Here is a 24,206-nt window from a genome sequence, read left to right as displayed (position 1 = left end):
TCATAACAATCTTCATACTCCTGTGAATATGCGCGGGGCTTCCTGTTAGCTACAATAAAGGCAATTCGAGCTGAAGGAAGGGATTGGAAATGGTATCGCATCACGGGCGTATTAGATTGCTGGATATTTTACGCGGAGTTGCAGTATTGGGAACTTTAGGTACGAATATTTGGATTTTCGCTCACTTAGGAGACTTAGGATATATTACGACGGGCGGCTATTCGGGCTGGTGGGAAACGAATGACTTCATTCGCATGGTCGTTTTATTCATAGTGAATGGTAAACTGCTAGGATTGCTGACAATCATGTTCGGTGTTGGTGTTGAGTTGAAGTATCAACAAGCATTGCGAAAAGGGAAGGCTTGGCCTGGTGTCTATCTTTGGACGTCCGCTTTCCTCATTGCCGAAGGGCTTCTCCACTTTGTCCTCGTTATGGAATACGATATTTTAATGAGCTACGGAGTGACAGCCATTATCGTCGCTTTCATTCTTAAAGGGGGAGACCGATGGCTACGCAGGGCGATGTGGGGGTTAGGAGGCTTTCATGCTACGGTCATCCTGTTGCTCCTTCTACTCGGCTTACTTGGTGCAAATATGTCGCTCGGAAGTTTTCAGGAAGTGACTGTTCTCTATAAAGAAGGTACATGGATCCAACAAATAGACTATCGCCTGTCCAACTTCTTATTATTGCGGACGGAAGCGATCTTTATCATTCCAATGAATATTTTCCTCTTTCTTTTGGGAGTCCGAATGATGCGCGCAGAGTTTTTTTCACCGACTGAAAAGGGTCTGCGAATGCGGAGTAAGTTATTGAAAATAGGGATTTTTATAGGAGGTCCATTGAATCTACTTATTTTCATTCCCGGGGGTGTATTTGATTTGCCAACCCGTTATTTGTTCGCCCCATTGCTGTCACTTGGCTATGTAGCTATCATTGCGAAGATGATAGAATGGAAGGAATGGAGTGCCTTTTGGCAACTTTTCGAAAAAGCGGGTAAGATGTCGTTAAGTTGCTATGTCATGCAAAATATCATCGCTTCTATCCTTTTCTATGGATGGGGATTTGGATTAGGAGGCCACCTGAACTCCTTGCAAATCATTTCCATATGGCTATGTATTTCGTTGATCCAACTATTAATTGCTTCGGTTTGGTTGCGCCATTTCAAGTTAGGGCCGATGGAAACGATTCGCAGGCGGGTGATCGGGACGCTCTCAGAAAGATGAAACGGGGGAAGGAAGTATGGAACTACGGATTTATCCTAAAGAACAAATGAAGCACTATTTGATCATTGACGTAATATCTCTTGTTTTCCTGATTTTTAGCGTCCTCGAATCAGAAAGTGTTTTAGGATTGCCTGCCCGCCTAGTTTTATTAGCCTTCTTCCTCTTCTCATTTTATATTGCCTTATGGCACCGGGACGGACGACTGCTGCTTGCTGTGTTAGGTGGTGTCGCGATTCTTACTGTCTTCGGTGTGCTCTTGACTCCGACTATATTGCTTTTCGGGTTTATTTTTGCAGATCTATTAGGAAGGGCAACGAGTCACTGGCATCGGGGAATCGGAATAGCGGCGATTGGAGCTATGTTCCTAACTGTTTTCTTCATAAACTTGAATGCCGAGTACAGTTGGGAACATTTTACCCTTCTCCCCATTATGATTCTGCAAATGGTTTTTCCGCTACTAATTTACATACGGGAGAAAAACCTTCAGTTGAATGATGAGCTGCAAGTCGTCAATCATCAGTTGGAGCAGCAGAATATCGAAGAACAAGAAAGACATCGTATTGCAAGAGATCTTCACGATACATTAGGTCAAACATTAACGATGATCAAACTAAAAAGTGAGCTCAGTGCCAAATGGATTGACCATGACACGGAACAGGCCAAAAAGGAGTTAATGGATATCCTCTCCTCGTCAAGAATTGCACTGAAGCAAGTGAGAGAACTCGTCTCTGAAATGAAATTCATTTCGTTGGAGAAAGAAGTTGAACAGGTTAGATCGATTCTTTCTCAAGCCGGAGTGGAAGCAACAATAGAAGAAGAGGAAAAGCCGCCACTGCTTTCAAGTGTAGAAGAAACGATGCTAAGTCTTTCATTACGCGAAGCGGTGACGAATGTGATCAAGCATAGCAAGGCGACTCATTGTCTCATTAGACTATCGATGGTAAATAATGCATACGCGATTCAGGTCGCTGACAACGGAATCGGTTTACAAAATGTAAAAAGCGGGATGGGCATGCAATCGATGAAAGAGCGGATGCAGGCACTGCTTGGTACGGCTACTGTTGAAGATGGCGAAACGGGAGGCACTGTCGTCTCGCTCATTCTTCCTATAAGCCATCACGAAAGGAGAGTCAACGAATGATTCGTATACTCATTGCGGAAGATCAGCAAATGGTTCGCGGCGCCTTCACTTCATTATTACAGTTTGAAAAGGATATCGAGGTGATTGCAGCCGTCTCCGATGGAAAAACCGCATACGATACCATCGAGCAAACTCTTCCTGACGTCTGTATTTTGGATATTGAAATGCCGAAATTGAGCGGGTTAGAAGTCGCTCAAAAAGTCCGTGCTGCCCAATTGCCTTGTAAAATCATCATCGTCACCACATTTGCACGTCCAGGCTATTTGCAAAAAGCGATGGATGCTAAAGTGGAAGGTTATTTATTGAAAGATGAACCGATTGATTTCCTCATTGAATCCATCCGTCGGGTCATGAAGGGGGAGCGAGTCATTAGTACGGATCTGTCTGCAGTTCTATTCATGCAAGAGAAAAACCCCCTTAGCGAAAGGGAGACAGAAGTACTTCGCCTCACAAAAGAAGGGTTAACAACGGAAGATATCAGCAAAACATTATTTTTGACCAAAGGGACGGTACGGAATTACGTCTCCTCAGCCATTCAAAAGTTAGAAGTGGAATCACGAACGGAAGCGGTGCAGATTGCGGTGGAAAAAGGATGGATTTAAAGTGAAAGTCAGCCAACATATCTTTCGTTGGCTGACTCCTGTTGATTTTAGTTATTTTGACATATCTAACGCAGATTCCGATACATAGAAATCTTTCCCGTTATAAACGGTAACACCGTCTAGAGTCTTCGTGTATGATTGGTTATTCTTTGTTACATGGGCAACGTTTTTATTCACTGGGAGTTCAATCCTGATATTATTCTTTTCAGCAATAAATACCGGGTTGTTCTCATCTGTCACATCAATGCGCGTTTGATAGCTCTTATTCTCAAATGCCTCTTTTGCGTTAACAAAAAGCTTGTCCGTTGTTTTATTCAGATCAAATCCTAAGAAGTTGGCCATCGATTTCGCTAGGTCCGTGTTTTCCACTAAACCAGTCGGTTTGGATGGTCCATAGGCGTAAAGGAAGACATCCTCACCAGTATGACCGCCAGTCGAGAAGCCAATGTTTGCACGGTTCGAAAGCATTTTCGTCATATCCGATTGTAGAGATTTTGAAGCTTTTAATGCTTCGACTTCTTCTTCAGACAGGTTGTCCAAACCATATAGTTCAGCAACTTCCTTCATATTGGAACGATCATCGTTCAATTGCTTTAAAGCACCTTCAACTGTCATTGTTGCTTTCTTCAAAGGATCGACATAAGCCGAAACCGGAAGTGTAGAGTAGTTGCCATTTGTGTTGATATTCCCCATCGTAATTCCGCTGTTTCCATGGTCACTCACTGCGATCACCATTGTGTTTCCATCTTTTTTCGCAAATTCCAATGCCTCATTTACTGCATCGTCAAATGCTAGTACATCACTGATGATGCCGATCGGATCATTTGCGTGTGCCGCCCAGTCCACTTTACTTCCTTCAACAAATAGGAAGAAACCATCTTCATCTTTAGAAAGAGTATCGATTGCTTTTTTCGTCATTTCAGCAAGAGTTGGTTCATGATTGCTCGTTGTTTCACGGTCAAAGTCATAAGCGAGAGCTGAAGGAGCAAAGGATCCCCAAATTTTATCTGAATTTGTTTGTAATAGCTCATCACGTGTTTCAATAAAGTCATATCCCTTTTCATCAAGGACTTTAGTTAAATCTTCACCGTCAACTCGGGAATTTCTTGCTTCGCCAGGTAATAGGGACTCTTTTCCTCCCCCAAGAACAACATCGATTTCCTGATACACTTGTTGCTCAGCGATATCCTGGTAGTTGCTGCGGTGTGTTACGTGAGAAGAGAAGCCCGCAGGAGTAGCATGTTGAATTTCGGATGTAGAGATGATGCCTGTTGCCTTACCTTGCAATTTTGCGCCCTCTAATACATTCGCAACTGGTTTGAAGGCATCCTCCGGTTCAACCGCTTCGACACCTGGTGTATTCACTAACTCAGGAAGAAGTCCAACAATCTTATCATTACTCTTATGGCCCGTCGCCAAAGCAGTTGCAGCCGGAGCGGAATCGGTGATTGCTGACTCGGCAGAATGCGTACGAACGCCTCCGATAACGATTTCATCCATTGCAAGGTTCTCACCTTTGTACCATCTTGCGAGTGATGTAGCACCTGCACTCGTTCCATCCATTACCATCATAATGACATTCGTAGGTTCATTCTTGTTGTTCTTCGCCTCAGTAATATTGCTGTAGCTAAAACCTAATGCGGAAAAAGCTACAACGGCAGCCATTGAGACGCCTACTGCTTTTCTTCTAAATCCTTGTTTCATGTTGAAATCCCCCTAACTGGAAGTAGTAAACTCATCACCCATCGTAGAGGATGTTTATTAATTTGATATGGATATTATGTAAATGATTCGTTAAAAAAATTAATAATATGAATTTTTTCTCATTTACTTTTGTTCTTCTGAGGAAGAGGACTTATCGGTTTTGCGGAGAATATTACTAATGAGCTACTAGTTTATACAAAAAAGAGAGGGCTTATCCCAAAAATCAGGAAAGACTCTTGGAATGGCCCTCTCAAGCACCTACTTACGTGATTGACTCATGAAACGATTATCGAATCTGCGTCAATTCAGAGTGTAGAACGCGTTGTGCCGCAATGATCTGATTAGCGGCTGTTAGTCCCCAAACAGAGAACAAACCACCGTTTTGGTTCGGAAGAATTTCCACTTCATACTCTGGTGACCCTCCTAAATTCCGAGTGATAAGAGTAGAAGCATTCGCATTTACGCTAAAGTTAGTAGATGAAATTAGTTGTCTTGTCCCGTTTAATCTGAAGACTCGTACAGTACCAGTGAGTGTTCCACCTGTCAGATTGAGGATTTTGACTCGAACTCTAGCTGCATTTGCTGGTTGGTTCCCAGTATTTTCAATCGGTCCAGTAGTGAATGGCATTTATAACACCTCCTCTGAGATTATTTAATCTGCAGATTATAGTGTCATTCTATTCGGCTCTCGGAAGTGTGAATAAACAAATGTAACGTAATAGTTGAAAATACTAGACGAGCTATTAAAATGATTGGGCAGTTGTAATGATGGTAAAATATAATTATTGCGCTATTACGAAAGGATGTTAATCGGAGATGAATAAAAATAAAGCAGTGGATTTTCTTCAACTCATCGTTGCTGGGAAGATTGACGAAGCTTATGAGAAGTACGTCAGTACGGATTTACGGCACCATAATCCGTATTTTCCAGGGGATGCGGAATCATTGAAGCAAGCGATGAAAGAGAATGATGGAAGGAGTCCGAGTAAAACGCTAACAGTGAAGCTGTCGATTGAAGAGGGAGACAACGTGATGGTTTATTCCCATATAAAACAAAAACCGGAGGACCTTGGGGCAGCGGTTGTCCATATTTTCCGTTTTTCTAATGGCAAGATTGTGGAAATGTGGGATGTCGGCCAACCGGTGCCGGAAGAATCCCCGAACGAAAATGGCATGTTTTGAAGACGTAATGGGGAATGAAGAAATGACATTCATAAAGGGACAGTTCATAGTGGAAAAGCTGGCGGCACTGTTAGAGTCGGAAGTGATCGACATTGTACCGGCGTCTGATGGATACCATAACCAAGTTTTCTCCATTACGTGTAAGGATGATAAAATCGTCGCACGGCTCAGTCCTTGCATCAGACGAACGAGAGAAGAAATTGAGGAAGAGCTTGATTGGATTTCTGTGCTCAATAAGGCGGGGCTTCGCGTTGCGAAGCCGATCCAGATTCCGGGGCATGAGCAGATCATTGAATTCGAGGCTTTAGACAGCGACTATTGGCTTGTCTTGTTCGAACATACAGAAGGCCGACCGGTTGATTTGACGGACCCGAATGAATGGAATCAAGATTTCTTCCATGAATGGGGAAGACAAATTGGCGTCATGCATACTGTTCAAATGAGCCATGTGAACCGGAAAGCTTTTTGGGACAGTGGGTGGAAGGGAAACGTTAGCGATGCAGAGTGGCTGAAAGATAGACGGGAAAGCCTTTTGGATGACATGCTTTCGTGGGGAAGGGAGCAGCTGACGTTTGGGCTGGTCCACAATGACCTTCATCAAGGTAATTTTCATGTAAATGAAAATGGAATGATCTTCTTTGATTTTGACGATTGCACTTTTCATTTTTTTGCTCAAGATCTGGCCGTATCCATTTATCATGCATTATGGACAGGAACTTCTTTCAACCCGGAGCAAGTCAACTTTCCGGTCGAGTTTCTGACAGCTTTTCTAGAAGGCTACAGAACAAGCAGGCCGCTCACATTTGAAATGTATGACCAGCTGCTTGTCTGTCTGCAAATGCGCGAAATCTATTTGTATTCACTATTTGTTTCGAAATGGAATACAGCTGAAATGCTTGAGTGGCAAGCTAAAAAACTGGAACAATTGAAAGGCAATATTCAAGGCTGTATTGTTCCATATATAGATGAGCTTGAAAAGGTGAAACATCTTTTTGAAGTATAATAAAGTGAAAGGCCAACGATTCTTTCCAATCGCTGGCCTTATTTTTATAGAATAGTTATCGTTTTTTCCGTTTCAAATCATTCGGCGCAGTTTTGTTTTTCACGACGATTTTTTCAAACTCGACAAACACGAAATACGTATTGTCCCCCATCTCCTGCACATTGACCACTTTTCCGTTCCGTCCTTTAATTCTCACATTCTCATCGACTGTAGGTATGATTCGTAACGCTTGATTGAGTACGTACGTGTTGTTTTCATAGAAATGAATGGAATACATATTCTTGTCCCCTTTATCCGTATTTTGAACGTCGAATCCATTCATTTTATGACACCCGCACGGATTTAGAACTGGGGTCGAACTCTTTCTTTATGCACTTCTTCTCTCATGGTGCTTCTTTCTTAGTGCCTGTGCAGTACACAATTCAGACTATACACTACAATTGCATAAACGAAATTAAAAAGCCAATGAAGTCAAGCAATCATTGGCTTTTATGTGTATTTATATACTTCAAGTTGAATAGTCATAAATGAATCTTACACAGGCACCGACACAATTCAGACTATACACTACAATTGTATAAAAAGAAATTAAAAAGCCAATGAAATCAAGTGTCATTGGCTATTTGGTGCATTTTTATACTTTTTGTTGAATTGTCATAAATGTACGATGCACAGGCACCTCTGAAAGGGCACCGCTGAATACTACTTAATACGGATCGGCTTTATGTCCTTTTTTCTCGGCGGACTTTGGTGCTTTTTCTCCGTCTTTGTTGCCGAGGGGGGCGCCTTCTCCTAGGTTGGAGCTTTCTTGTTTCGCATTCTCCAATCCCTCTCTTAGACGTCGGCCGTATTCGTCGTCTGCTTCCTCAGCGAGGGAAATCATTTTTTCTTGGATGCGCGGGTCGCATTTGGAGAGGTCGTTCACTAGGTTCGAAATCAGTTCATCTTTTTCCCAGTCTTCAAACGCACGGTATGTTTCCCCGGCCTGCTTCGTGTTATCGTTGCGGCCGATTGATTCCCGGACGAGTTTTCCTTCCACATATGGCTGATGCTCTTTACCGGATTGCTTGGATTCCTGTAGTCCTCCTAAAATGGAAGGCTCGTAGTTAATATGCGGATTTTGACCGGGTGCTCGGTCGACTTTGTATTGCATTTGCCCACCGCTTTGATTAGTAGCGACACGTTTTTTCGGTGCATTGATCGGCAATTGGAGGTAGTTTGCTCCAACTCGGTGACGCTGTGTGTCCGAATAGGAGAAGGTCCTCCCTTGCAGCATTTTATCATCCGAGAAATCGAGTCCGTCCACGAGCACGCCTGTCCCGAATGCAGCTTGTTCAACTTCCGTGAAGTAGTCTTCCGGGTTTTTATTCAACACCATTTTGCCGATAGGGAGCCATGGGAATTGGTCGTTCGGCCACAGTTTTGTATCGTCAAGCGGATCGAAATCGAGCTCGGGATGCTCGTCGTCGCTCATAATTTGCACAAAGAGCTCCCATTCCGGATAGTCGCCGCGCTCGATGGCGTCATACAAATCCTGCGTCGCATGGTTAAAGTTCTTTGCCTGAATTTCCTCCGCCTCTTTTTGCGTTAAGTTTTTAATCCCTTGCTTCGGCTCCCAATGGTACTTGACCAAAACTGCTTCGCCATCGCTATTGACCCATTTATACGTATTCACTCCGGACCCTTGCATTTGGCGGTAGTTTGCCGGTATGCCCCAAGGAGAATATAAGAACGTCACCATATGGAACGATTCAGGCGAGCTTGCACAAAAGTCGAAGAAACGTTCACTGTCTTGAATATTTGTAATCGGATCGGGTTTGAACGCATGAATCATGTCCGGGAATTTAACCGCATCGCGGATGAAGAAGATCTTCAAATTGTTGCCGACTAAATCCCAGTTGCCGTCCTCTGTATAAAATTTGACTGCAAATCCACGCGGGTCACGGAGCGTCTCAGGCGAATGGCCGCCGTGAATAACGGTCGAAAAACGGACGAAGACAGGCGTCTGCTTTCCTTTTTCCTGAAACAGCTTAGCCCTCGTGTATTTCGAAACCGGTTCGTCACCCGCTGTCCCGTATGCCTCAAAATAGCCATGGGCTCCAGCACCTCTCGCGTGCACAACCCGTTCGGGGACACGTTCTCTGTCAAAATGACTTATTTTCTCAATAAAATCGTAGTTTTCTAAAGTGGCAGGTCCTCTGTTGCCGACCGTCCGTAAATTCTGGTTATTCGTCACAGGATGCCCTTGCCGGTTCGTCAATGTCATGTCATCTTCCATATCCGCTGAATTTTGAACATTGCCTTTGCGATCGTCCTTCATTATCGAATCCTCCTGAAAGGTGTATTTCCCTTTGCATCCACGTAAGGGATCATACTAGTAACCTTCCCATTCACTTGGTGAAACTAACCCCTTTACAGACGAAAAAACCCTCCGAAGGAATCCTTCAAAGGGCTTACCGTTTCATTATCCGATTTTATCGTAAGTGAAACATTATGATTGCATTTCTTTCGTTGGTCCCATAACAGGAGGCACGTTAAGTCCAGCTTGACGAAGAAGGACGGTCATTTGGCCACGGTGGTGGGTTTGGTGGTCGATAAGTGTGCGTAACAGATTTCCTCTAGGAATTTCCGTTCCGAACGCGGGCACGGCTTCAAGCAACGATTCATCCGTTAATTTTGTCGCATCCGATTTGATGGAATTCATCGCCTTTTCATAAGTTGCCACAATTTCCTCAACGTCCGTCGGGATTGGCTGTGAATGGTCAGGTGCTTCTGTTGTAAGACCAGCCATCCCTCCAAAGAATCCGATAGACCCTGTCAAATGCCATGCAAGCCAGCCGAGGGAGCTATGCCCTTCGACGATCGATTGTTCCAATCTGTCGTTCGTGATTGCCTTAATGACATTCAATGTCCCTTCTGCAGAGGCAGTCCAATCTTGAATAAAATCTTCAACTGTCCGATACATATGGATCACTCCTTTTACTTTATCCCATCAAGTATAGTCAAAGGAAAATACGGTGTCATGTAAGTTGAATCGGTTTTACAAGCTAGAAGAAGGTTTGGAAGTTTAGTATACTCATGGAAATTGCAATGGAAGGGGATAGAGGAAAATGACAAAGGTTGGATACAGGGAAGGAATCATTTACGATTTCAATAAAACACACGAACCGATCCGAAAGATTCCAGCAGGCTCGACGGTGACGATTCAAACGTACGACTGTTTTCAAAACCAACTTCAATCGGAGCAAACAGAAGTGACAGCGATCGATTGGAATAAAATAAATCCAGCTACAGGACCGCTTTATATCGAAGGTGCTGAACCGGGGGATATATTGAAAGTAAAAATCGAGAAGATCGACATCGGCGACCAAGGTGTCATGGTCGTTGGTCCGGAACTAGGCGTCATGGGGCATGCACTTTCGAAAATGGAATCCAAAATTTTGCCGATCCGAGATGGCCATGTCCATTTCAATGACTTGCAAATCCCTGTGAATAAAATGATTGGCGTCATCGGCGTTGCTCCGGAAGGGGAAGGAGTGAACTGTGGAACTCCAGGCGCTCATGGCGGCAACATGGATAATAAAATGGTGACAGAAGGGGCGACATTGTACTTCCCGGTTTTCGCGGAAGGTGCTTTGTTTGCGCTCGGCGATTTGCATGCTGCGATGGGCGACGGTGAAGTAAGCGTCTCTGGCGTTGAGGTTGAAGGGGAAGTGACTGTGACGCTTGACGTCATTAAAGGAACTTCGTTGCGCCATCCGATGCTTGAAAACGATGAGGCATTCACACAAATCGTCTCGGCACCGACTTTGGATGAAGCCGCAAAAACAGCGGCTGTCGAAATGATCGAACGCATTGCCGAGAAGTCTGGGATGCCCGTTAGCGAAGTGACGATGCTCATGAGCGCGGTCGGCCAATCGGAAATTTGTCAAATCGTCGATCCGCTCATGACGGCAAGATTTGTCGTACCGAAATGGTTGTTGGAAAAGCTGGACGTTTCTTTTTTTGAATAAAGAGGATGACCATATTAACTAAATCAACAGGCGAGGGATTCCTCCTCGCCTTTTTTGGTGCCTGTGCAACACACTATTCAGTCAATACAATACAATTGTATAATTTGAATAGAAAGTTGTTGTAGAATTAGTGTTTATGGTAATCTATATTGAATAATTATTCTTTTTATTAAATAGTCATAAATGTATGTTGCACGGCACCCAAACAATTCTTGAACAATTCGAATAAATAAGTATTTGACTTTTGATAAAAAAAGACTTGAATTCCTAGCTGAGCATGATAAGATTCAATACAATTACTTTTACGTAGAAGTATTTCAATTACATAGATATTGAGAGATGGTGCAGTAATTCGATTGTGTGCAGCAACAAGAGACTGGATGGGTGGTGAAAATTCAGGCAGCAATCAGGGTGAAGTACGCCTTCGGTTTTTCTCAATTTGACATGAAGTGGATGGCCGTTTTAGTATAGGTCCATCAAGTAGGGTGGTAACGCGGAGAACTCCTTCGTCCCTTTCCAAGGGATGGATGGGGTTTTTTTTATTTTTATTTTTAAGAAGGAGATGTCATACATGAAAAAAGAAATGACTTTTGGACTTTCAATTATCCCAATATTGGCATTAGTAATCGCGGCAGCTTCATCGATTTTCGTTTGGAAAGCTGGAATGCATATCCCGTTACTCATTGGGGTGATTGCTGCTGCAGTTGTTGCGAAAATTTGTGGTTGGAGTTGGGAGACAATCGAAAAAATGATGGTCAATGGGGTATCCCGGGCACTGCCCGCTGTTTTTATCTTACTGATTATCGGTATTATTGTTGGAACTTGGATTGCTAGCGGTGTGATTCCAACGATGATTTACTATGGCTTATCGATCATTGAACCTTCATTGTTTATTCCGCTTGTGGCCCTCATTACTGGAATTGTATCGATGACATTAGGAAGCTCATTTACGTCCATTGCGACAATCGGGATTGCTTTCATGGCGATTGGAGAGGGGTTGGGATTTACTCCGGGGCTTGTAGCGGGGGCAGTCATTTCGGGGGCTTATTTGGGTGATAAATTATCGCCGTTGTCCGATACGACAAACATCGCTCCTGCTATGGCTGAAACAGATTTGTTCAGCCATATAAAGCACATGCTGTGGGACACGATTCCTGCATTTGTCCTTTCACTTATTTTGTATTGGATTGTAGGTCGTTCAGGTTCAGCAACTCATGCTGTGGACACGAATGGTATTGGACTACTCAAAACAGGACTAGAAGGTGTCTTTACCATTCACCCACTGTTGTTGCTAGTGCCTGTATTTACAATTATTTTGATGATGATGCGTATACCGGCCATTCCAGCGTTAACGATTGTAGGACTTTTAGGGGCTGTACTTGCAGTAATCGTTCAGGGCTTTTCCGTTTCCTCAATAGCGCAGGTAATGACGAGCGGATTTTCAGTGGATTCTGGGGTAGCTGCGGTGGACTCTTTGTTAAATAATGGTGGTCTTTTATCTATGTTGGGGACAATTGGAATCTTAATCATTGCCACTGCTTTAGGAGGGATTCTAGAAGAAACGGGATCTTTTGAAGTAGTCACAAGAACAATGATAGCCCGCGTTCGTTCAACGGGAGCGTTAATTAGCACGACCATTCTTTCGACTTTTGTCGTGGCATTTGCAAGTGGAGCACAATTTTTAGCGATTATTTTACCAGCAAGAACATTTGTCCAAACATATAAAGAGAGAGGAATCGATACGAAAAACCTTTCAAGATGTGTCGAAGCGGCAGGTACGGTCGGCATTAACCTTGTCCCATGGAGTGTTCCTGCAATTTTTGCAGCAGGCATTCTAGGTGTCAGTCCAGGAGAATTTATTCCTTTTACATTCTTTGCGTTTTTAGTCCCACTTATCAATATCATTTTCGGTTTCACAGGCTGGACGATTACGAAGAAGAGCTACGATAAGAAAAATGAAATAAAAACTGAAGGAGCCGTGTCGTTATGAGTAAGGTAATTTTACATGTAGTAGGAACGGCTCAAGACGCCGGTCTGCCACATCCAAATTGCTATTGCGAAAACTGTACGGAGGCCATTAGAAATCCTGCATTTCGGCGCTCTGCAGCGTCTTTAGCAATTGTTTTGCCTGAAGAGAAGGCTTGGCATTTAATAGATGCAACCCCGGATTTTAAAGAGCAGATGGTAAGGGTGCAGATGAAGTACGATCTGCAGGGGCAACTCATGTCGAGCATCTTTTTGACACATGCTCATTTAGGCCATTATCCCGGAATATTATTTTTAGGAAGAGAAGCGATCGGTGCAAACAAGGTGCCGGTCATGGCAGGAACGAAAATGAAGAAGCTGTTGGAAGAACAAGCGCCCTGGAGCCAATTAACAAAGCTTCACAATATTGAGCTTCAAAAATGCGTGATGGCGAAAGGATTGCTGTTTCACAGAATGTCACCGTTACACCTGTTGAGGTCCCTCACAGAAATGAATTTTCTGAGACGTTCGCTTTTTGGATTACAGGGACGAAGAAGAAAGTTTTATACATTCCGGATATTGATCGATGGGAGCAGTGGGACAAGGACATTTATGAAGCATGTAAGGAAGCGGATATTTGCTTACTTGACGGCACATTTCATTCCGCTGAAGATCTAAAAAACATTGGCCGGGATTATCGGGAGATTCCTCATCCACTCATGACAGAAACAATGGATCGATTACAAGATCTGGTGGAACAAACCGAGATTTATTTCATTCATCTTAATCACTCGAATCCCGTGATTGATAGGGAGGGAACGGTTCGGAATGAGCTTGAAATGAAGGGCTTTCATATTGCGGAGGAAGGTATGGAGTTTGTTCTGTGACATTCTGGGTGCCGGAGAAGATTGAAGGGAGTTCAATTCATAGGTGAATTGAACTCCCTTTTATTTAGCTTTTTCTCGCCTGTTTTTTACCGTTCTTTATCATCGTCCCGTTCATTTCGAGCATTCCCCTGAAACTCCTGCGCAAACTCCTCAGTCCGGTTTTCGCCCGGGTTATTCGTGTTGCTGTTCGTGTTCTGGCCTTCTTTGTAAACATCAAAACTATTATGCGTTCTTTCATTCATCGTTTTCTTATTGTTTTTATTCACAGATCCTCACCTCCTACACGTACTATGCACTGCACCGGAAGAAGTATACGCGACTCACCGTAATGAAAAGAAGGGATTTGAATTACATCTGACGAAACATGGATTGTGGGATTTATTGACATTGGGGGAAGCGATATGAATTACGACGTCATTGTAGTGGGAGCTGGACTCGCCGGTTTGGTGGCGACTTCAGAGATTATCAAAAAAGGGAAAAAGGTGCTGTTATTGGATCAGGAGCCGGAATCGTCTATGGGCGGACAGGCATGGTGGTCGTTCGGGGGATTGTTTTTAGTTGATTCGCCGGAGCAGCGGCGACTGGGCATTAAAGATTCGAAGGAGTTGGCTTGGCAGGATTGGCTTGGGAGTGCTGGGTTCGACAGGTTGGATGATGAAGATTATTGGGCGTTGAAATGGGCGGAAGCATATGTGGAGTTTGCTGCAACCGAAAAGAGGGAGTGGCTCAATTCACTTGGCGTCCGATTTTTCCCTGTTGTCGGCTGGGCGGAGAGAGGGGGCTATTTAGCCGAGGGGCATGGAAATTCAGTACCGCGATTCCATATAACATGGGGGACGGGTCCTGGGCTCGTGCAACCGTTCGAGAAGATGGTCCGTGAAGGGATGAGCAAAGGGCTTGTCGATTACAAGCCACGGCATCGGGTGGATGAATTGCTCGTTGAAAATGGAGCGGTTGTCGGCGTTAAAGGATCTGAATTGGAACCGAGTAACGTCGAAAGAGGGGAAACAAGCTCAAGGACCGTCATCGGAGAATTTACATATGAGGCTTCTGCAGTTGTCGTGACGAGCGGTGGGATTGGAGCAAATTTTGATCTTGTCCGGGAAAACTGGCCCACTCGTTTAGGGGAACCCCCGAAACAGATGATTTCAGGAGTGCCAGCGCACGTTGACGGACGGATGCTCGCAATAACAGAAAACGCAGGAGGCCGGATTGTCAATAAAGATCGGATGTGGCATTACACGGAAGGCATACGGAATTGGAGCCCGATTTGGCCCTCCCATGGTATCCGTATTTTGCCTGGCCCTTCATCCATCTGGTTGGATGCAGAAGGGAACCGTTTCCCGGCACCGAATTTTCCTGGGTTCGACACATTAGGTACGTTACAGGCGATCAAGGAAACGGGCTATGACTATTCGTGGTTTATTCTCACCGAAAAGATCATTGAAAAAGAGTTCGCATTATCAGGATCTGAACAGAATCCTGATTTGACAGGGAAAAGCATTAAGAAGGTGCTATCAAGAGTCCTTCCTGGTCCGCCTGCTCCTGTGAAAGCGTTCTTGGATAAAGGTGAAGATTTCATTGTGGCGGATACGTTAGCGGAATTAGCGGAGGGAATGAACCGAGTCGCGGGAAATGAATTAATCGATGCTGAAAAAATCGAGCGACAGCTGCTTGCAAGGGACCGGGAGATGGAGAATACGTTCACGAAGGATTTACAAATTACCGCGCTCCGAGGGGCAAGGAATTATATTGGCGACAAGCTTATTCGGGTTGCAAAACCGCATAAAATCTTAGATCCGAAAAACGGTCCATTAATAGCGGTAAAGCTCAATATTTTGACCCGAAAAACGTTAGGCGGGCTTCAGACGGACTTGTCCGGCCGTGTGTTGAATGAAGCGGGAAATCCTGTACCTGGATTGTATGCGGCAGGGGAAGTTGCTGGTTTCGGTGGCGGCGGTGTACATGGATATCGCGCATTGGAAGGTACCTTTTTAGGAGGTTGCCTTTTCGGCGGTAGGATCGTCGGGCGAACTCTGTCGGAATAAAAGGAGATTTGCTGCATTGTACCGAATAAAAGAGTATGACAGAAAAAAGGGGTAGAGACCATGACAGTTGAACAGTTTTTGGAGGAGCAAAATAAAACGATCCGGGATTTGCATGTAACGAGCGCGAACAGTTCTTGGATGGCGGCGACGACAGGAGAAGACGAATGGAATAAGAAGACCGCAGAGGCGAAGACGGCATTTAATATGTATCTTTCTAATCCGGAACGTTTCGAGCAAGTGAAAAAGTATCTCGCTCAAGATGATTTAACGGCAATGCAACGACGCCAACTTGAAAGTCTCCATACCGGCATGGCGGGTAGTCAAATTCCTGAAGAGGATCTAAAGGAAATGGTCGAGCTCTCGACGGAATTGATTGGCGTCTTCAATACGTTCCGAGCGACGATTGACGGAAAGCAAGTGTCCGAAAATGATGTCCGGGACATTTTGATTAAAAGCAATAATTTGGCTGAACGTGAAGAGGCGTGGCACGCGAGCAAGCAGATCGGAAAGGAAGTCGAGGAAAAGCTTTTGATCCTCGTCAAAAAACGGAACGAAGTCGCGCGGTCATTGGGCTTTGAAAACTATCACCAAATGAGCTTCGAGCACCAGGAACTCGACCGGGATGAAGTCTTTTCCATCTTCCATAAGTTGAAGGAGCTTTCCGATGAGCCGTTCCGTGAAATGAAACACGAGCTGGATAGCGAATTGGCAGAGCGCTTCGGTATTTCAACCGATGAGCTCCGACCATGGCATTACGCAGATCCGTTTTTCCAGGAGGCACCGCCTTCCAAGGAACTGGACTTGGATCCTTACTATGAAGGGAAGGATCTTGAGCAATTGGCAATTGCAACGTTCGACAGCATGGGCATGGACATTACAGATATGCTGGTAAAAAGCGATCTATATCCGCGCGATAAGAAAAATCAGCATGCGTTTTGCACGGATCTCGACCGGGAAGGTGACGTCCGCGTGCTCTGCAATAATGTGCCTTCCGATTATTGGTCCGTCACGACATTGCATGAGTTTGGCCATGCGGTTTATTTCAAATATGTCGACCGTACACTTCCGTTCCTACTCAGAACATGCGCGCATACATTGACGACGGAAGCGATCGCGATGCTTTACGGCCGTTTCGGGAAAGATCCCGCTTGGCTCGAGAAGTATTTAGGGTTGGATAAAGCCGAAGTGGAGGAATTGACACCGCTCATCGAGAAATCATTGCGCCGACAAATGCTCATCGCAGGTCGATGGATCATGGCTTTCACGTTCTTTGAGCGCGAGCTGTACGAAAATCCGGATCAGGATTTGAATAAGCTTTGGTGGAAAATTGTGAAGGACGTCCAATTTGTGAATCCGCCAGAAAACGTTGACTACCCGCATTGGGCAGCGAAAATCCATTTCACGCTCGTCCCGGTTTATTATCAAAACTATTTATTGGGCGAGTTGACGACGTCTCAATTGCACTCCTACATTGAGAACAACATCTCAAAGGACATGTTCACGCCTGAAGTGGGCACGTATTTAATAGACGAGTATTTCAAGCCAGGTGCACTTTATCAGTGGAATGAAAAGATTGAAAAAGCGACAGGCGAAAAGCTGAATCCACAATATTTTATTGATCAATTCGTTATGAAAGCACTCGTGTAAAATCGCCGTTTTGACAATGGGAGGGGTTTGGAATGAAGCTAGCAGAGGCATTGATTGCAAGGGCGGATTATCAAAAGCGAGTCGAGCAGCTGAAAAGGCGGATTAGCCTTAACTTGAAGATCCAAGAGGGTGAAAAGCCTGCAGAGGATCCGAATACGATGTTGGCGGAACTCGACGGCATTATGAAAGAATTGACGACCTTGATTCAGCGGATCAATAAAACGAATTGTTCCGTCCAATTCGATGAAACACGGACGCTTGCGGATGCTTTGGTCGAACGTGACCAGAAGTGGGACAAGCGGTTGACGCTCGCAAAAATTGCAGAGGAAGGATCTATCCGGAACGACCGATATAGCCGCTCCGAGATCAAATTCGTCAGCACCGTGGATGTCGCTGCCATTCAGAAGCAGGTCGACCAATTATCGAAAGAGTTCAGGGAGCTCGACACGAAGATTCAAGGCTTGAATTGGAACATTGATCTGATCTGAAAAGCAAGTCGGTAGCTGCATCGCAAAGGTGAGTACAAACCCCCGCCAACGGGGTAAGTTGGAACTTAATGGTAGGTAGATGGGGCTATACCAATCGGTGTCGAAGCCGTCATGAACAACTGAAGCCCAGTACCGTGACATGTGTACAAGTAGAATGTAATTGTAACGACCATGTGCTAATTTGCGAACGCAGTGAGGGTGGGGTTGGGGGCTTTTTTGAAATGGAAGGGAGTGGGATATTTTGACGGAAGACTTTTATTGTGATGAAGTGTTAAGCGGCAAAACTCCAGTGAACAAAGTGCTAGAGACAGAAAACGTATTAGCCTATTATCATACGAGACCTTTCTATCCCGTACATATTGTTGCCATACCGAAAAAACATATCTCTTCGTTGATAACGTTGGAAGAAAGTGATGATGGATTAATGCTCGATTTGATGGGCGTAATTAAGAAAGTGGCAGCTATGGTGACAGAGGAAAACGGAGCTTGTCGAGTTATTACAAACTTAGGAAATTATCAAGAGTCAAAGCATCTTCATTGGCATATTGTTTCAGGAAAGCCTTTGAGGTGAACCAATTCGGGTATCCCCCGCATGATTGAGTTTTACTATTGAGCTAGTTGGAAAAGGCAGATCAATCTTTCGAAGACCTAAGGGATGTGAATTAAAGTGGATACAACGAAGGGGAAGTTTGCGTTTTACTTCTGGGGAATTCTATTTTTCTTGTTATATTTTAAAATTTTTGCTTATCTATGGGATCGGTGGATTTACATAAGCACTATACCTTACGCGCTTGCAATCTTCGGGATCATTTTGATTGTCATCCCTGCAGCGTTGTTGACCGCAAGATTGCTTGTGCTAAGAATACCGTTGAAGTATCACATGATCGGAATCATCGGTGTCGTGCTGTTTTTTTCGTGGACTATCTATGACGATCATAGGGAAAAAGGTTTGGACGACTTACTCACTTACAACGCTTCAAATTTTGAGGCAATGGATTTCCGTTTCTCCAAATGGCGAACGGAAGAGACGGAACCTGTTGAAGAATTGATAGAATTTCTAAGCCAGTATCGGGTGAAAAAGATGAAGGACTCCGAGTGGGATAGCAATGTCTCAGGGGAAAAAGGATTTCAAGTCATGATTTACTTAAAGGGGAAGACGACAGGCGCCTCCATTTATGAGAATCGAATCATGTCCTTTAACGATCCCGTTTATTATAAAGTTCTTAATGGGCCGATTGATATGGGCTGGATCGATGCGTTCGAGGACAAATATGGGTGCGGACAGTGCAACTAGATGCCCACCCCTCTTTACTCATTTCCTTCATTCACAATCGATCGGTTAATATGGATTGAATTCCATTCCCCAAATGAAAAATAGGTGATAGGGTACTTCTTCGGGAAAAGTTGCGAATGGATTTCACGCACTCCGTACCCTTTTTTATGCAAAGCAAGTGTATTCCCCCGGAGTTCCTGTAAATATAAAAGTTTCTTCTGAAGTGCCACGCGTCCGTCCTTCACATACCCCGCATGGCAGCAAAATAATTCCCCGAAATCATACGACAATGTCTTTTCAATAGAACTGATAATGGTAGGAATGCTCTCATCCCGTAAAATGACTTTCGTTTTTGGGTGCACATATAAGTCTCCGGAAAACAGTTGTCCCGTTTCGTTATTCAGAAAAGCGAGATGATCCTTTGCATGTCCTGGCGTCGGAATGACAGTCCAATCTGCGTTTCTCGATTTGAATGTTTCTCCGATTGGACGAGCCTCAAAAGGGCGACGCGCTCCCCAAAAATATTTCCGGTATAGGGGATAGTATGCTTTTTGGGCACATTCTTCAATCGCCATTTCATTCATGAAAATAGGAAGCCCATATTCTGTTTGCAAGAACTGTGCGCCGCCCGTATGATCTTCATGGGCGTGGGTGATGACGACTTGGTCAATATCTGCCTGGGCAAAAAATGGTTTAAATTCCTCTGCTACTGATTGTGACCCGGTGTCAATTAACACCCCATCCGTTTCAAAACAATATACATTTAATTTGACGCTGTTCAATTGAACAACTCCATTTACAAATCGAACGTTGCTAACTTCATCTTGGGTTGACTTTGTTTTCAGGAACAAGAGCTTCCCTCCTTATCGTTACGTTTACTTACTAGTAGACTATCATAATATGAATGATTATTCATTCACATTTAGCTTAATTAAGGATATTTTCTAGCTTGAATCGAATACAGTATCAAAAGGGGGCATGGGTTATGTCGATTGGAAAAGAGTATTTACGTGTTGTACGGGAACGGTTCGCCATAATGAAAGGGCAAGGCGAAAGGACATTTGCCCAATTGAATGAGGAAGACTTTTATTGGACGATGAACAACGCTTCGAACAGCATTGCTATCCTTATTCAACATGTAAGCGGAAATATGATTTCAAGGTGGACTGATTTTATGACGACAGACGGTGAAAAGCCGGACCGGAATCGGGATGAAGAATTTGAATCGAAACGGATGTCCAAGGAACAGTTGATGGATTGTTGGGAACGCGGCTGGCGCATATTTTTGGATACCCTCGATAACTTGAGCGAATCGGATTTGGAAAAGACTATCTATATTCGCGGGGAAGCCCATTCCGTCATCGACGCGATTGAAAGGCAAATGGCGCATTACGCTGCCCATATCGGACAAATCATGTTCATCGGGAAACAGATTAAAGGAGAGCAGTGGGAAAATCTCAGCATTCCAAAGGGAGGCTCTGACGCGTATTTGGCACAGAAGCTGAAGGGGCAATGAAAAGAGGCGAAACTTCATGAGAGCACTATTGATTCTCATTTTTATGGTTTTACTACTAGGTGCTTGTAATACCGGGCGGACTGCTAACGAAGAGATGCCACTCGTTGGTATTTATAGCTTGGCTCTTGACTCGTTAATGGAAGAAGACACGGCGCTAAATGACAGCATGACATTCATTGCAGTCGATTTGAGTAATTTTGAGGATTTGAATGATATAGATAAACAGGGGATTCTAGACTACTTTTCCAGAAAATATGATGTGGATGTAATGGATGCGACTTTCGAGGAGCTTCGGGAGCAAGGGTATTTTGATGAAGAAATTATGAGGTTGGACGGCGTTCTGTTAAGAATGGAGAAGGTTGACATCTCTACATCTAAAGTTGTTTTCACCGGTTCCAAATACCGCTCCGCTAAGGGTGCAATTGGAATGGAAGTGCTGCTAAGGAAAAAGGGTGACGAATGGAGAGTCACGAAATCAAAAATGATATGGATCAGCTAGTAACAATGCCTGTGAGATGGTGGACTGCCGCTGTTTCATAGGCGTTTTTCTATTGGCTCCTTTATTGCGAAGAGGTCACTCCTTCTAGCGTTTAAAAAACATCCATAATGTTTAGGTCACAAACCATTGGGAATCCTACCATTAGTACATAGTACAGGAGGATAAGATCATGACCAGTCAAAGCAATGGAAAACTGCCGGAGAATCCGGAACCGTTTTGGAGGACAAATGTTGATTTTCCGTCCTTTCCAAGTTTGCAGGAAAACCTTGAAGTGGATGTAATCGTCGTTGGTGCTGGCATTACCGGGATTACATCTGCGTATTTATTGGTGAATGAAGGGTTAAAGGTAGCGGTTATTGAAGCGGATAAAGTGTTGAACGGGACGACGGGACATACAACGGCGAAAATTACAGCGCAGCATGATTTGATTTACGATGAGTTCATTCGAAATATGGGAAGAAATACGGCGAGAATGTATTATGAAGCAAATATTGAGGCTTTGGATTTCGTTAGAAAAACAGTGGAGGAGCATCACATTGACTGTGACCTGACGAACGAAGATGCGTATATTTACTCTGTTTCCGAAAAATATGCCCGCAAAATTGAGAAGGAAGCGCAAGCCTATGAAAAGCTTCATATTGATGGTGGATTAGTCGACGGCATTCCTTTTGACATTGACAATGTACAAAATGTCCTCGTTATGAGGAACCAAGCCCAGTTCCACGTGACCAAATATTTAGTTCACTTGATTGATTTATTCACACAAAAGGGTGGGCGGATCTTTGAGGGTACCGTCGCTGTCAATATAGAAACGGGCGACCGACCTGTTGTGCTGACGCGTGAGGAGAAGCGGATCACGGCGAAGCATGTGTTGATTTGTACGCATTTTCCGTTTTATGAGGGAACGGGTCTATATTCGACAAGGATGTATGCAGACCGTTCATATGCGCTTGCTGTGAAAGCGAAAAAAGAATTTCCTTCTGGCATGTACCTCAGTGCAGATGAACCGACCCGTTCGTTACGTTCCGTTAAGGACAACAATGGCGAGGAATTGGTTCTCATCATTGGGCAGAACCATAAAACCGGTCAAAGCAAAGTGGAGACGATGGAGCATTATAAAACGCTTGAACAATTCGGCGAAGAAGTTTTGGGTCTAGAAAAAGTTGTACACAGATGGTCGGCGCAAGACTTGGTCACATTGGACAAACTGCCTTATATCGGTGAAATAACGGCAGGGAATCTAAATATCCTCATCGCAACAGGATTCCGGAAATGGGGAATGTCCAATGGCACTGCCGCTGCATTGCTAATGCGAGATATGGTCATCGGGAAAGAAAACAAGTTTGAAAAATTGTACACACCATCAAGATTCTATGCGCATCCAAGCTTGAAAAATTTCCTCGTCCAAAACGCAAACGTTGTCGGACAATTAATCAAAGGGAAGCTTGAATCACCGGATACAAGCCCGGATGATCTTGCCAAAGGGGAAGGTAAGGTCGTGACGCTCGACGGGCACCGCAAAGGCGCATATCGAGATGATGAAGGCAAGATTCATATCGTCGATACGACGTGTACCCATATGGGATGCGAAGTTTCATGGAATAGCGGCGACAGGACGTGGGACTGCCCATGCCACGGATCCAGGTTTAAACCGACAGGCGAAGTGGTTGAAGGTCCCGCGGAAAAACCGCTGCAACGATATGATTATCGATTGATTGACAATTTGACGTCTGAGGACTCCGGATATTGAATGAACAACAACCCATCTTGGCCTAGAGCCGGATGGGTTGTTTCTATTAGGTATCTCTTCGATAGACGCAAGGTGTGAACTTCTTCCACTCCTCCTCGAGCTCTTGCCAATGAACAATCTTCCAAGGATTGAAAAACGTCTGGCCGTTTTTATTGAAAAATAACTGTCCATCGATGCAATAGGCGGCGTGTTGAATGATTGCTTCCTCGTTCACCCATACGACGACATCTCCGCCTTTTATAGAATCGTCGACATTGAAATAGCCAGCTTGTGTTAGCTTCCGTGCAAAGGTTTCGCCGTGCACCCACTCGTGGATGATCCACTCTTCCTCCTCGGGATGGAAACTGATGGCATACAATGTGGCTGCGAGACAATTTGCTCCGGGATTCGTCGAGAACGAATTCGCGTACTTTTCCAAGTGGGAAGGCAATTCGGCAGGCGCTGGGGTTGACGTCCATTCATCGTAAAGCTGAGCTGTTCTGCAAATGATCTCCTCTTTAAGTGTATACGGCAGCGCAAGCCACATCATCCTTTGAAGAATGCCAAACCGCTCACCGTCCACTTCAATGATATATTCCTCAGGGAATAAATTATCGTCGGTCAAGTAGGACAGCGGGCCAGCCAACCCTCTTCCCATTACAACTTGCAATTTGAAAAGCGCTTCTTTTTTGTTCCGCGGCATTGAATCGACCCAATTAGGATGCGCGACGATGACATAGTCTATATTTTTCGAGAGGTTCCAATACATATAGCTATTTACCATCTGAATGCTGTTGTAGGATGAATGCTTGAAAAACTCGTTTTTGGGAAACACCAACGTTCCCGATAACTCATTTTCATAGGCGGCCATATCGCTTTCTTTCATGAAAAATAAATCTTTTTCCGGTACATATTTGTCGATCCAGTGATGCAACTGTTCTTGAGTAGGGCGTATTGTCATTTCCATTTGTAAGCACCTTCGTCTATAATTTTCTTATAGTTTACTATAATGCAAGTTATCGATTTATTGAAGGGTTTTCTTCGTTGGGGAACGAATACATACAGGTGGTAACAATTGGGGGTGGAGGTTTGACGTTTGAGGACTTGGTGAATGAGACTGGCTATTTGATTTCATTTGAACAGGTGGGTGTCCCAAGAAATGAAGGGCTCAACTTGCGATTCATTGTGAATAAAGCGAAGAGTGGTTGGCATCTGCGGGTGCACCCACACCCTGATGTGGCCGTGACGACTTACCAAATCGATTTTCCTTATTATGTCACCTTTTT

24 protein-coding genes are annotated in these 24,206 nt (G+C 44.3%); 16 read left to right on the top strand and 8 right to left on the bottom strand.

Translation table 11 applies throughout. The features are described 5' to 3' along the window. The first annotated feature begins 89 nt into the window (after window positions 1–89). Genes MHZ92_RS17950 through MHZ92_RS17940 form a run of 3 tightly spaced genes read left to right on the top strand, consistent with a single transcriptional unit; the run spans window position 90 to window position 2,966 of the window. Complete coding sequence (locus MHZ92_RS17950) at window positions 90–1,223, top strand: DUF418 domain-containing protein (RefSeq protein ID WP_239433089.1); 1,134 nt, start codon at window positions 90–92, stop codon at window positions 1,221–1,223. 16 nt (window positions 1,224–1,239) lie between these two features. Then, window positions 1,240–2,364 carry a sensor histidine kinase gene (locus MHZ92_RS17945; protein ID WP_239433088.1) on the top strand — a complete coding sequence of 375 codons (1,125 nt, stop codon included), beginning with the start codon at window positions 1,240–1,242 and terminating at the stop codon, window positions 2,362–2,364. Further along, window positions 2,361–2,966 (top strand): response regulator transcription factor, encoded by a 606-nt coding sequence (locus tag MHZ92_RS17940; RefSeq protein ID WP_239433087.1) that lies wholly within the window; start codon window positions 2,361–2,363, stop codon window positions 2,964–2,966. Before MHZ92_RS17945 ends, MHZ92_RS17940 begins: the two co-directional genes overlap by 4 nt. Before the next feature lie 51 nt (window positions 2,967–3,017). On the opposite strand, the gene MHZ92_RS17935 is transcribed toward MHZ92_RS17940, so the two are convergent. Both MHZ92_RS17935 and MHZ92_RS17930 read right to left on the bottom strand, forming a co-directional pair. Further along, on the bottom strand, window positions 3,018–4,670 hold the full coding sequence (locus MHZ92_RS17935; RefSeq protein WP_239433086.1) for an alkaline phosphatase: 1,653 nt from the start codon (window positions 4,668–4,670) through the stop codon (window positions 3,018–3,020). A 286-nt stretch (window positions 4,671–4,956) separates the two neighbouring features. Then, entirely contained in the window at window positions 4,957–5,298 is a 342-nt protein-coding gene (locus tag MHZ92_RS17930; protein WP_239433085.1) for an ATPase, read from the bottom strand. Between the two features lie 188 nt (window positions 5,299–5,486). Between MHZ92_RS17930 and MHZ92_RS17925 the strand changes: the two genes are divergently transcribed. After that, window positions 5,487–5,852 (top strand): nuclear transport factor 2 family protein, encoded by a 366-nt coding sequence (locus MHZ92_RS17925; protein ID WP_239433084.1) that lies wholly within the window; start codon window positions 5,487–5,489, stop codon window positions 5,850–5,852. Beyond that, the gene (locus MHZ92_RS17920) at window positions 5,839–6,855 is read left to right on the top strand and encodes a phosphotransferase enzyme family protein (protein WP_239433083.1); all 1,017 of its coding nucleotides are present in this window, start codon (window positions 5,839–5,841) and stop codon (window positions 6,853–6,855) included. Before MHZ92_RS17925 ends, MHZ92_RS17920 begins: the two co-directional genes overlap by 14 nt. A 55-nt stretch (window positions 6,856–6,910) precedes the next feature. Here MHZ92_RS17920 and MHZ92_RS17915 read toward each other — a convergent pair whose 3' ends face one another. The 3 genes from MHZ92_RS17915 to MHZ92_RS17905 all read right to left on the bottom strand — a co-directional run bounded on the left by MHZ92_RS17915 (window position 6,911) and on the right by MHZ92_RS17905 (window position 9,820). Then, window positions 6,911–7,177 (bottom strand): hypothetical protein, encoded by a 267-nt coding sequence (locus MHZ92_RS17915; RefSeq protein ID WP_239433082.1) that lies wholly within the window; start codon window positions 7,175–7,177, stop codon window positions 6,911–6,913. 384 nt (window positions 7,178–7,561) lie between these two features. Beyond that, window positions 7,562–9,175 carry a catalase gene (locus tag MHZ92_RS17910; RefSeq protein WP_239433081.1) on the bottom strand — a complete coding sequence of 538 codons (1,614 nt, stop codon included), beginning with the start codon at window positions 9,173–9,175 and terminating at the stop codon, window positions 7,562–7,564. A 171-nt stretch (window positions 9,176–9,346) separates the two neighbouring features. Continuing rightward, window positions 9,347–9,820: a DinB family protein gene (locus MHZ92_RS17905; protein WP_239433080.1), complete on the bottom strand. Its 474-nt coding sequence runs from the start codon at window positions 9,818–9,820 to the stop codon at window positions 9,347–9,349. A gap of 145 nt (window positions 9,821–9,965) precedes the next feature. Here MHZ92_RS17905 and MHZ92_RS17900 point away from each other — a divergent pair, with 145 nt between their 5' ends. The 3 genes from MHZ92_RS17900 to MHZ92_RS17890 all read left to right on the top strand — a co-directional run bounded on the left by MHZ92_RS17900 (window position 9,966) and on the right by MHZ92_RS17890 (window position 13,720). Then, a complete protein-coding gene (locus MHZ92_RS17900) occupies window positions 9,966–10,868 on the top strand; it encodes an acetamidase/formamidase family protein (protein ID WP_239433079.1) in 903 nt (300 codons plus the stop codon). Between the two features lie 571 nt (window positions 10,869–11,439). Continuing rightward, window positions 11,440–12,858 (top strand): Na+/H+ antiporter NhaC, encoded by a 1,419-nt coding sequence (gene nhaC / locus MHZ92_RS17895; RefSeq protein WP_239433078.1) that lies wholly within the window; start codon window positions 11,440–11,442, stop codon window positions 12,856–12,858. A gap of 415 nt (window positions 12,859–13,273) precedes the next feature. Then, on the top strand, window positions 13,274–13,720 hold the full coding sequence (locus MHZ92_RS17890) for an MBL fold metallo-hydrolase (RefSeq protein ID WP_239433077.1): 447 nt from the start codon (window positions 13,274–13,276) through the stop codon (window positions 13,718–13,720). Between the two features lie 86 nt (window positions 13,721–13,806). Here MHZ92_RS17890 and MHZ92_RS17885 read toward each other — a convergent pair whose 3' ends face one another. Next, window positions 13,807–13,986 (bottom strand): hypothetical protein, encoded by a 180-nt coding sequence (locus tag MHZ92_RS17885; protein WP_239433076.1) that lies wholly within the window; start codon window positions 13,984–13,986, stop codon window positions 13,807–13,809. Between the two features lie 135 nt (window positions 13,987–14,121). On the opposite strand from MHZ92_RS17885, the gene MHZ92_RS17880 reads away from it, so the two are divergent. The 5 genes from MHZ92_RS17880 (at window position 14,122) to MHZ92_RS17860 (ending at window position 19,197) form a co-directional block, all read left to right on the top strand. Beyond that, window positions 14,122–15,768, top strand: coding sequence for an FAD-binding dehydrogenase (locus MHZ92_RS17880; RefSeq protein WP_239433075.1), 1,647 nt, complete (start codon window positions 14,122–14,124; stop codon window positions 15,766–15,768). 60 nt (window positions 15,769–15,828) lie between these two features. After that, window positions 15,829–17,415, top strand: coding sequence for a M2 family metallopeptidase (locus tag MHZ92_RS17875; protein ID WP_239433074.1), 1,587 nt, complete (start codon window positions 15,829–15,831; stop codon window positions 17,413–17,415). 32 nt (window positions 17,416–17,447) lie between these two features. After that, entirely contained in the window at window positions 17,448–17,903 is a 456-nt protein-coding gene (locus MHZ92_RS17870) for a DIP1984 family protein (protein ID WP_239433073.1), read from the top strand. A gap of 238 nt (window positions 17,904–18,141) precedes the next feature. Then, window positions 18,142–18,474 carry an HIT domain-containing protein gene (locus MHZ92_RS17865; protein WP_239433141.1) on the top strand — a complete coding sequence of 111 codons (333 nt, stop codon included), beginning with the start codon at window positions 18,142–18,144 and terminating at the stop codon, window positions 18,472–18,474. 96 nt (window positions 18,475–18,570) lie between these two features. Next, entirely contained in the window at window positions 18,571–19,197 is a 627-nt protein-coding gene (locus MHZ92_RS17860; protein ID WP_239433072.1) for a hypothetical protein, read from the top strand. Between the two features lie 14 nt (window positions 19,198–19,211). Here the strand turns inward: MHZ92_RS17860 and MHZ92_RS17855 are convergent, their stop codons facing one another. Further along, the gene (locus MHZ92_RS17855; protein ID WP_239433071.1) at window positions 19,212–20,027 is read right to left on the bottom strand and encodes an MBL fold metallo-hydrolase; all 816 of its coding nucleotides are present in this window, start codon (window positions 20,025–20,027) and stop codon (window positions 19,212–19,214) included. A 134-nt stretch (window positions 20,028–20,161) separates the two neighbouring features. Between MHZ92_RS17855 and MHZ92_RS17850 the strand changes: the two genes are divergently transcribed. From MHZ92_RS17850 to MHZ92_RS17840, 3 genes are all read left to right on the top strand, one after another. Continuing rightward, entirely contained in the window at window positions 20,162–20,692 is a 531-nt protein-coding gene (locus MHZ92_RS17850; protein WP_239433070.1) for a DUF1572 family protein, read from the top strand. 16 nt (window positions 20,693–20,708) lie between these two features. After that, window positions 20,709–21,191 carry a peptide ABC transporter substrate-binding protein gene (locus MHZ92_RS17845; RefSeq protein WP_239433069.1) on the top strand — a complete coding sequence of 161 codons (483 nt, stop codon included), beginning with the start codon at window positions 20,709–20,711 and terminating at the stop codon, window positions 21,189–21,191. 169 nt (window positions 21,192–21,360) lie between these two features. Then, complete coding sequence (locus tag MHZ92_RS17840; RefSeq protein WP_239433068.1) at window positions 21,361–22,941, top strand: FAD-dependent oxidoreductase; 1,581 nt, start codon at window positions 21,361–21,363, stop codon at window positions 22,939–22,941. 46 nt (window positions 22,942–22,987) lie between these two features. Here MHZ92_RS17840 and MHZ92_RS17835 read toward each other — a convergent pair whose 3' ends face one another. After that, window positions 22,988–23,887 carry a hypothetical protein gene (locus MHZ92_RS17835; RefSeq protein WP_239433067.1) on the bottom strand — a complete coding sequence of 300 codons (900 nt, stop codon included), beginning with the start codon at window positions 23,885–23,887 and terminating at the stop codon, window positions 22,988–22,990. Window positions 23,888–24,206: the final 319 nt, after the last annotated feature.

The organism is Sporosarcina sp. ACRSL (genome assembly GCF_022346605.1).
Lineage (GTDB): Bacteria > Bacillota > Bacilli > Bacillales_A > Planococcaceae > Sporosarcina.
This window is presented reverse-complemented; position numbering and strand designations above follow the sequence as displayed.

Bases quoted from the DNA above. Each gene is read 5' to 3' on its own strand.
- nhaC (WP_239433078.1), top strand. From the start codon at position 11,440: ATGAAAAAAGAAATGACTTTTGGACTTTCAATTATCCCAATATTGGCA.
- MHZ92_RS17920 (WP_239433083.1), top strand. From the start codon at position 5,839: ATGGCATGTTTTGAAGACGTAATGGGGAATGAAGAAATGACATTCATA.
- MHZ92_RS17900 (WP_239433079.1), top strand. From the start codon at position 9,966: ATGACAAAGGTTGGATACAGGGAAGGAATCATTTACGATTTCAATAAA.
- MHZ92_RS17930 (WP_239433085.1), bottom strand. From the start codon at position 5,298: ATGCCATTCACTACTGGACCGATTGAAAATACTGGGAACCAACCAGCA.
- MHZ92_RS17950 (WP_239433089.1), top strand. From the start codon at position 90: ATGGTATCGCATCACGGGCGTATTAGATTGCTGGATATTTTACGCGGA.
- MHZ92_RS17840 (WP_239433068.1), top strand. From the start codon at position 21,361: ATGACCAGTCAAAGCAATGGAAAACTGCCGGAGAATCCGGAACCGTTT.
- MHZ92_RS17835 (WP_239433067.1), bottom strand. From the start codon at position 23,887: ATGGAAATGACAATACGCCCTACTCAAGAACAGTTGCATCACTGGATC.
- MHZ92_RS17890 (WP_239433077.1), top strand. From the start codon at position 13,274: ATGCGTGATGGCGAAAGGATTGCTGTTTCACAGAATGTCACCGTTACA.
- MHZ92_RS17935 (WP_239433086.1), bottom strand. From the start codon at position 4,670: ATGAAACAAGGATTTAGAAGAAAAGCAGTAGGCGTCTCAATGGCTGCC.
- MHZ92_RS17850 (WP_239433070.1), top strand. From the start codon at position 20,162: ATGTCGATTGGAAAAGAGTATTTACGTGTTGTACGGGAACGGTTCGCC.
- MHZ92_RS17915 (WP_239433082.1), bottom strand. From the start codon at position 7,177: ATGAATGGATTCGACGTTCAAAATACGGATAAAGGGGACAAGAATATG.
- MHZ92_RS17925 (WP_239433084.1), top strand. From the start codon at position 5,487: ATGAATAAAAATAAAGCAGTGGATTTTCTTCAACTCATCGTTGCTGGG.
- MHZ92_RS17875 (WP_239433074.1), top strand. From the start codon at position 15,829: ATGACAGTTGAACAGTTTTTGGAGGAGCAAAATAAAACGATCCGGGAT.
- MHZ92_RS17945 (WP_239433088.1), top strand. From the start codon at position 1,240: ATGGAACTACGGATTTATCCTAAAGAACAAATGAAGCACTATTTGATC.
- MHZ92_RS17880 (WP_239433075.1), top strand. From the start codon at position 14,122: ATGAATTACGACGTCATTGTAGTGGGAGCTGGACTCGCCGGTTTGGTG.
- MHZ92_RS17905 (WP_239433080.1), bottom strand. From the start codon at position 9,820: ATGTATCGGACAGTTGAAGATTTTATTCAAGATTGGACTGCCTCTGCA.
- MHZ92_RS17870 (WP_239433073.1), top strand. From the start codon at position 17,448: ATGAAGCTAGCAGAGGCATTGATTGCAAGGGCGGATTATCAAAAGCGA.
- MHZ92_RS17845 (WP_239433069.1), top strand. From the start codon at position 20,709: ATGAGAGCACTATTGATTCTCATTTTTATGGTTTTACTACTAGGTGCT.
- MHZ92_RS17940 (WP_239433087.1), top strand. From the start codon at position 2,361: ATGATTCGTATACTCATTGCGGAAGATCAGCAAATGGTTCGCGGCGCC.
- MHZ92_RS17910 (WP_239433081.1), bottom strand. From the start codon at position 9,175: ATGAAGGACGATCGCAAAGGCAATGTTCAAAATTCAGCGGATATGGAA.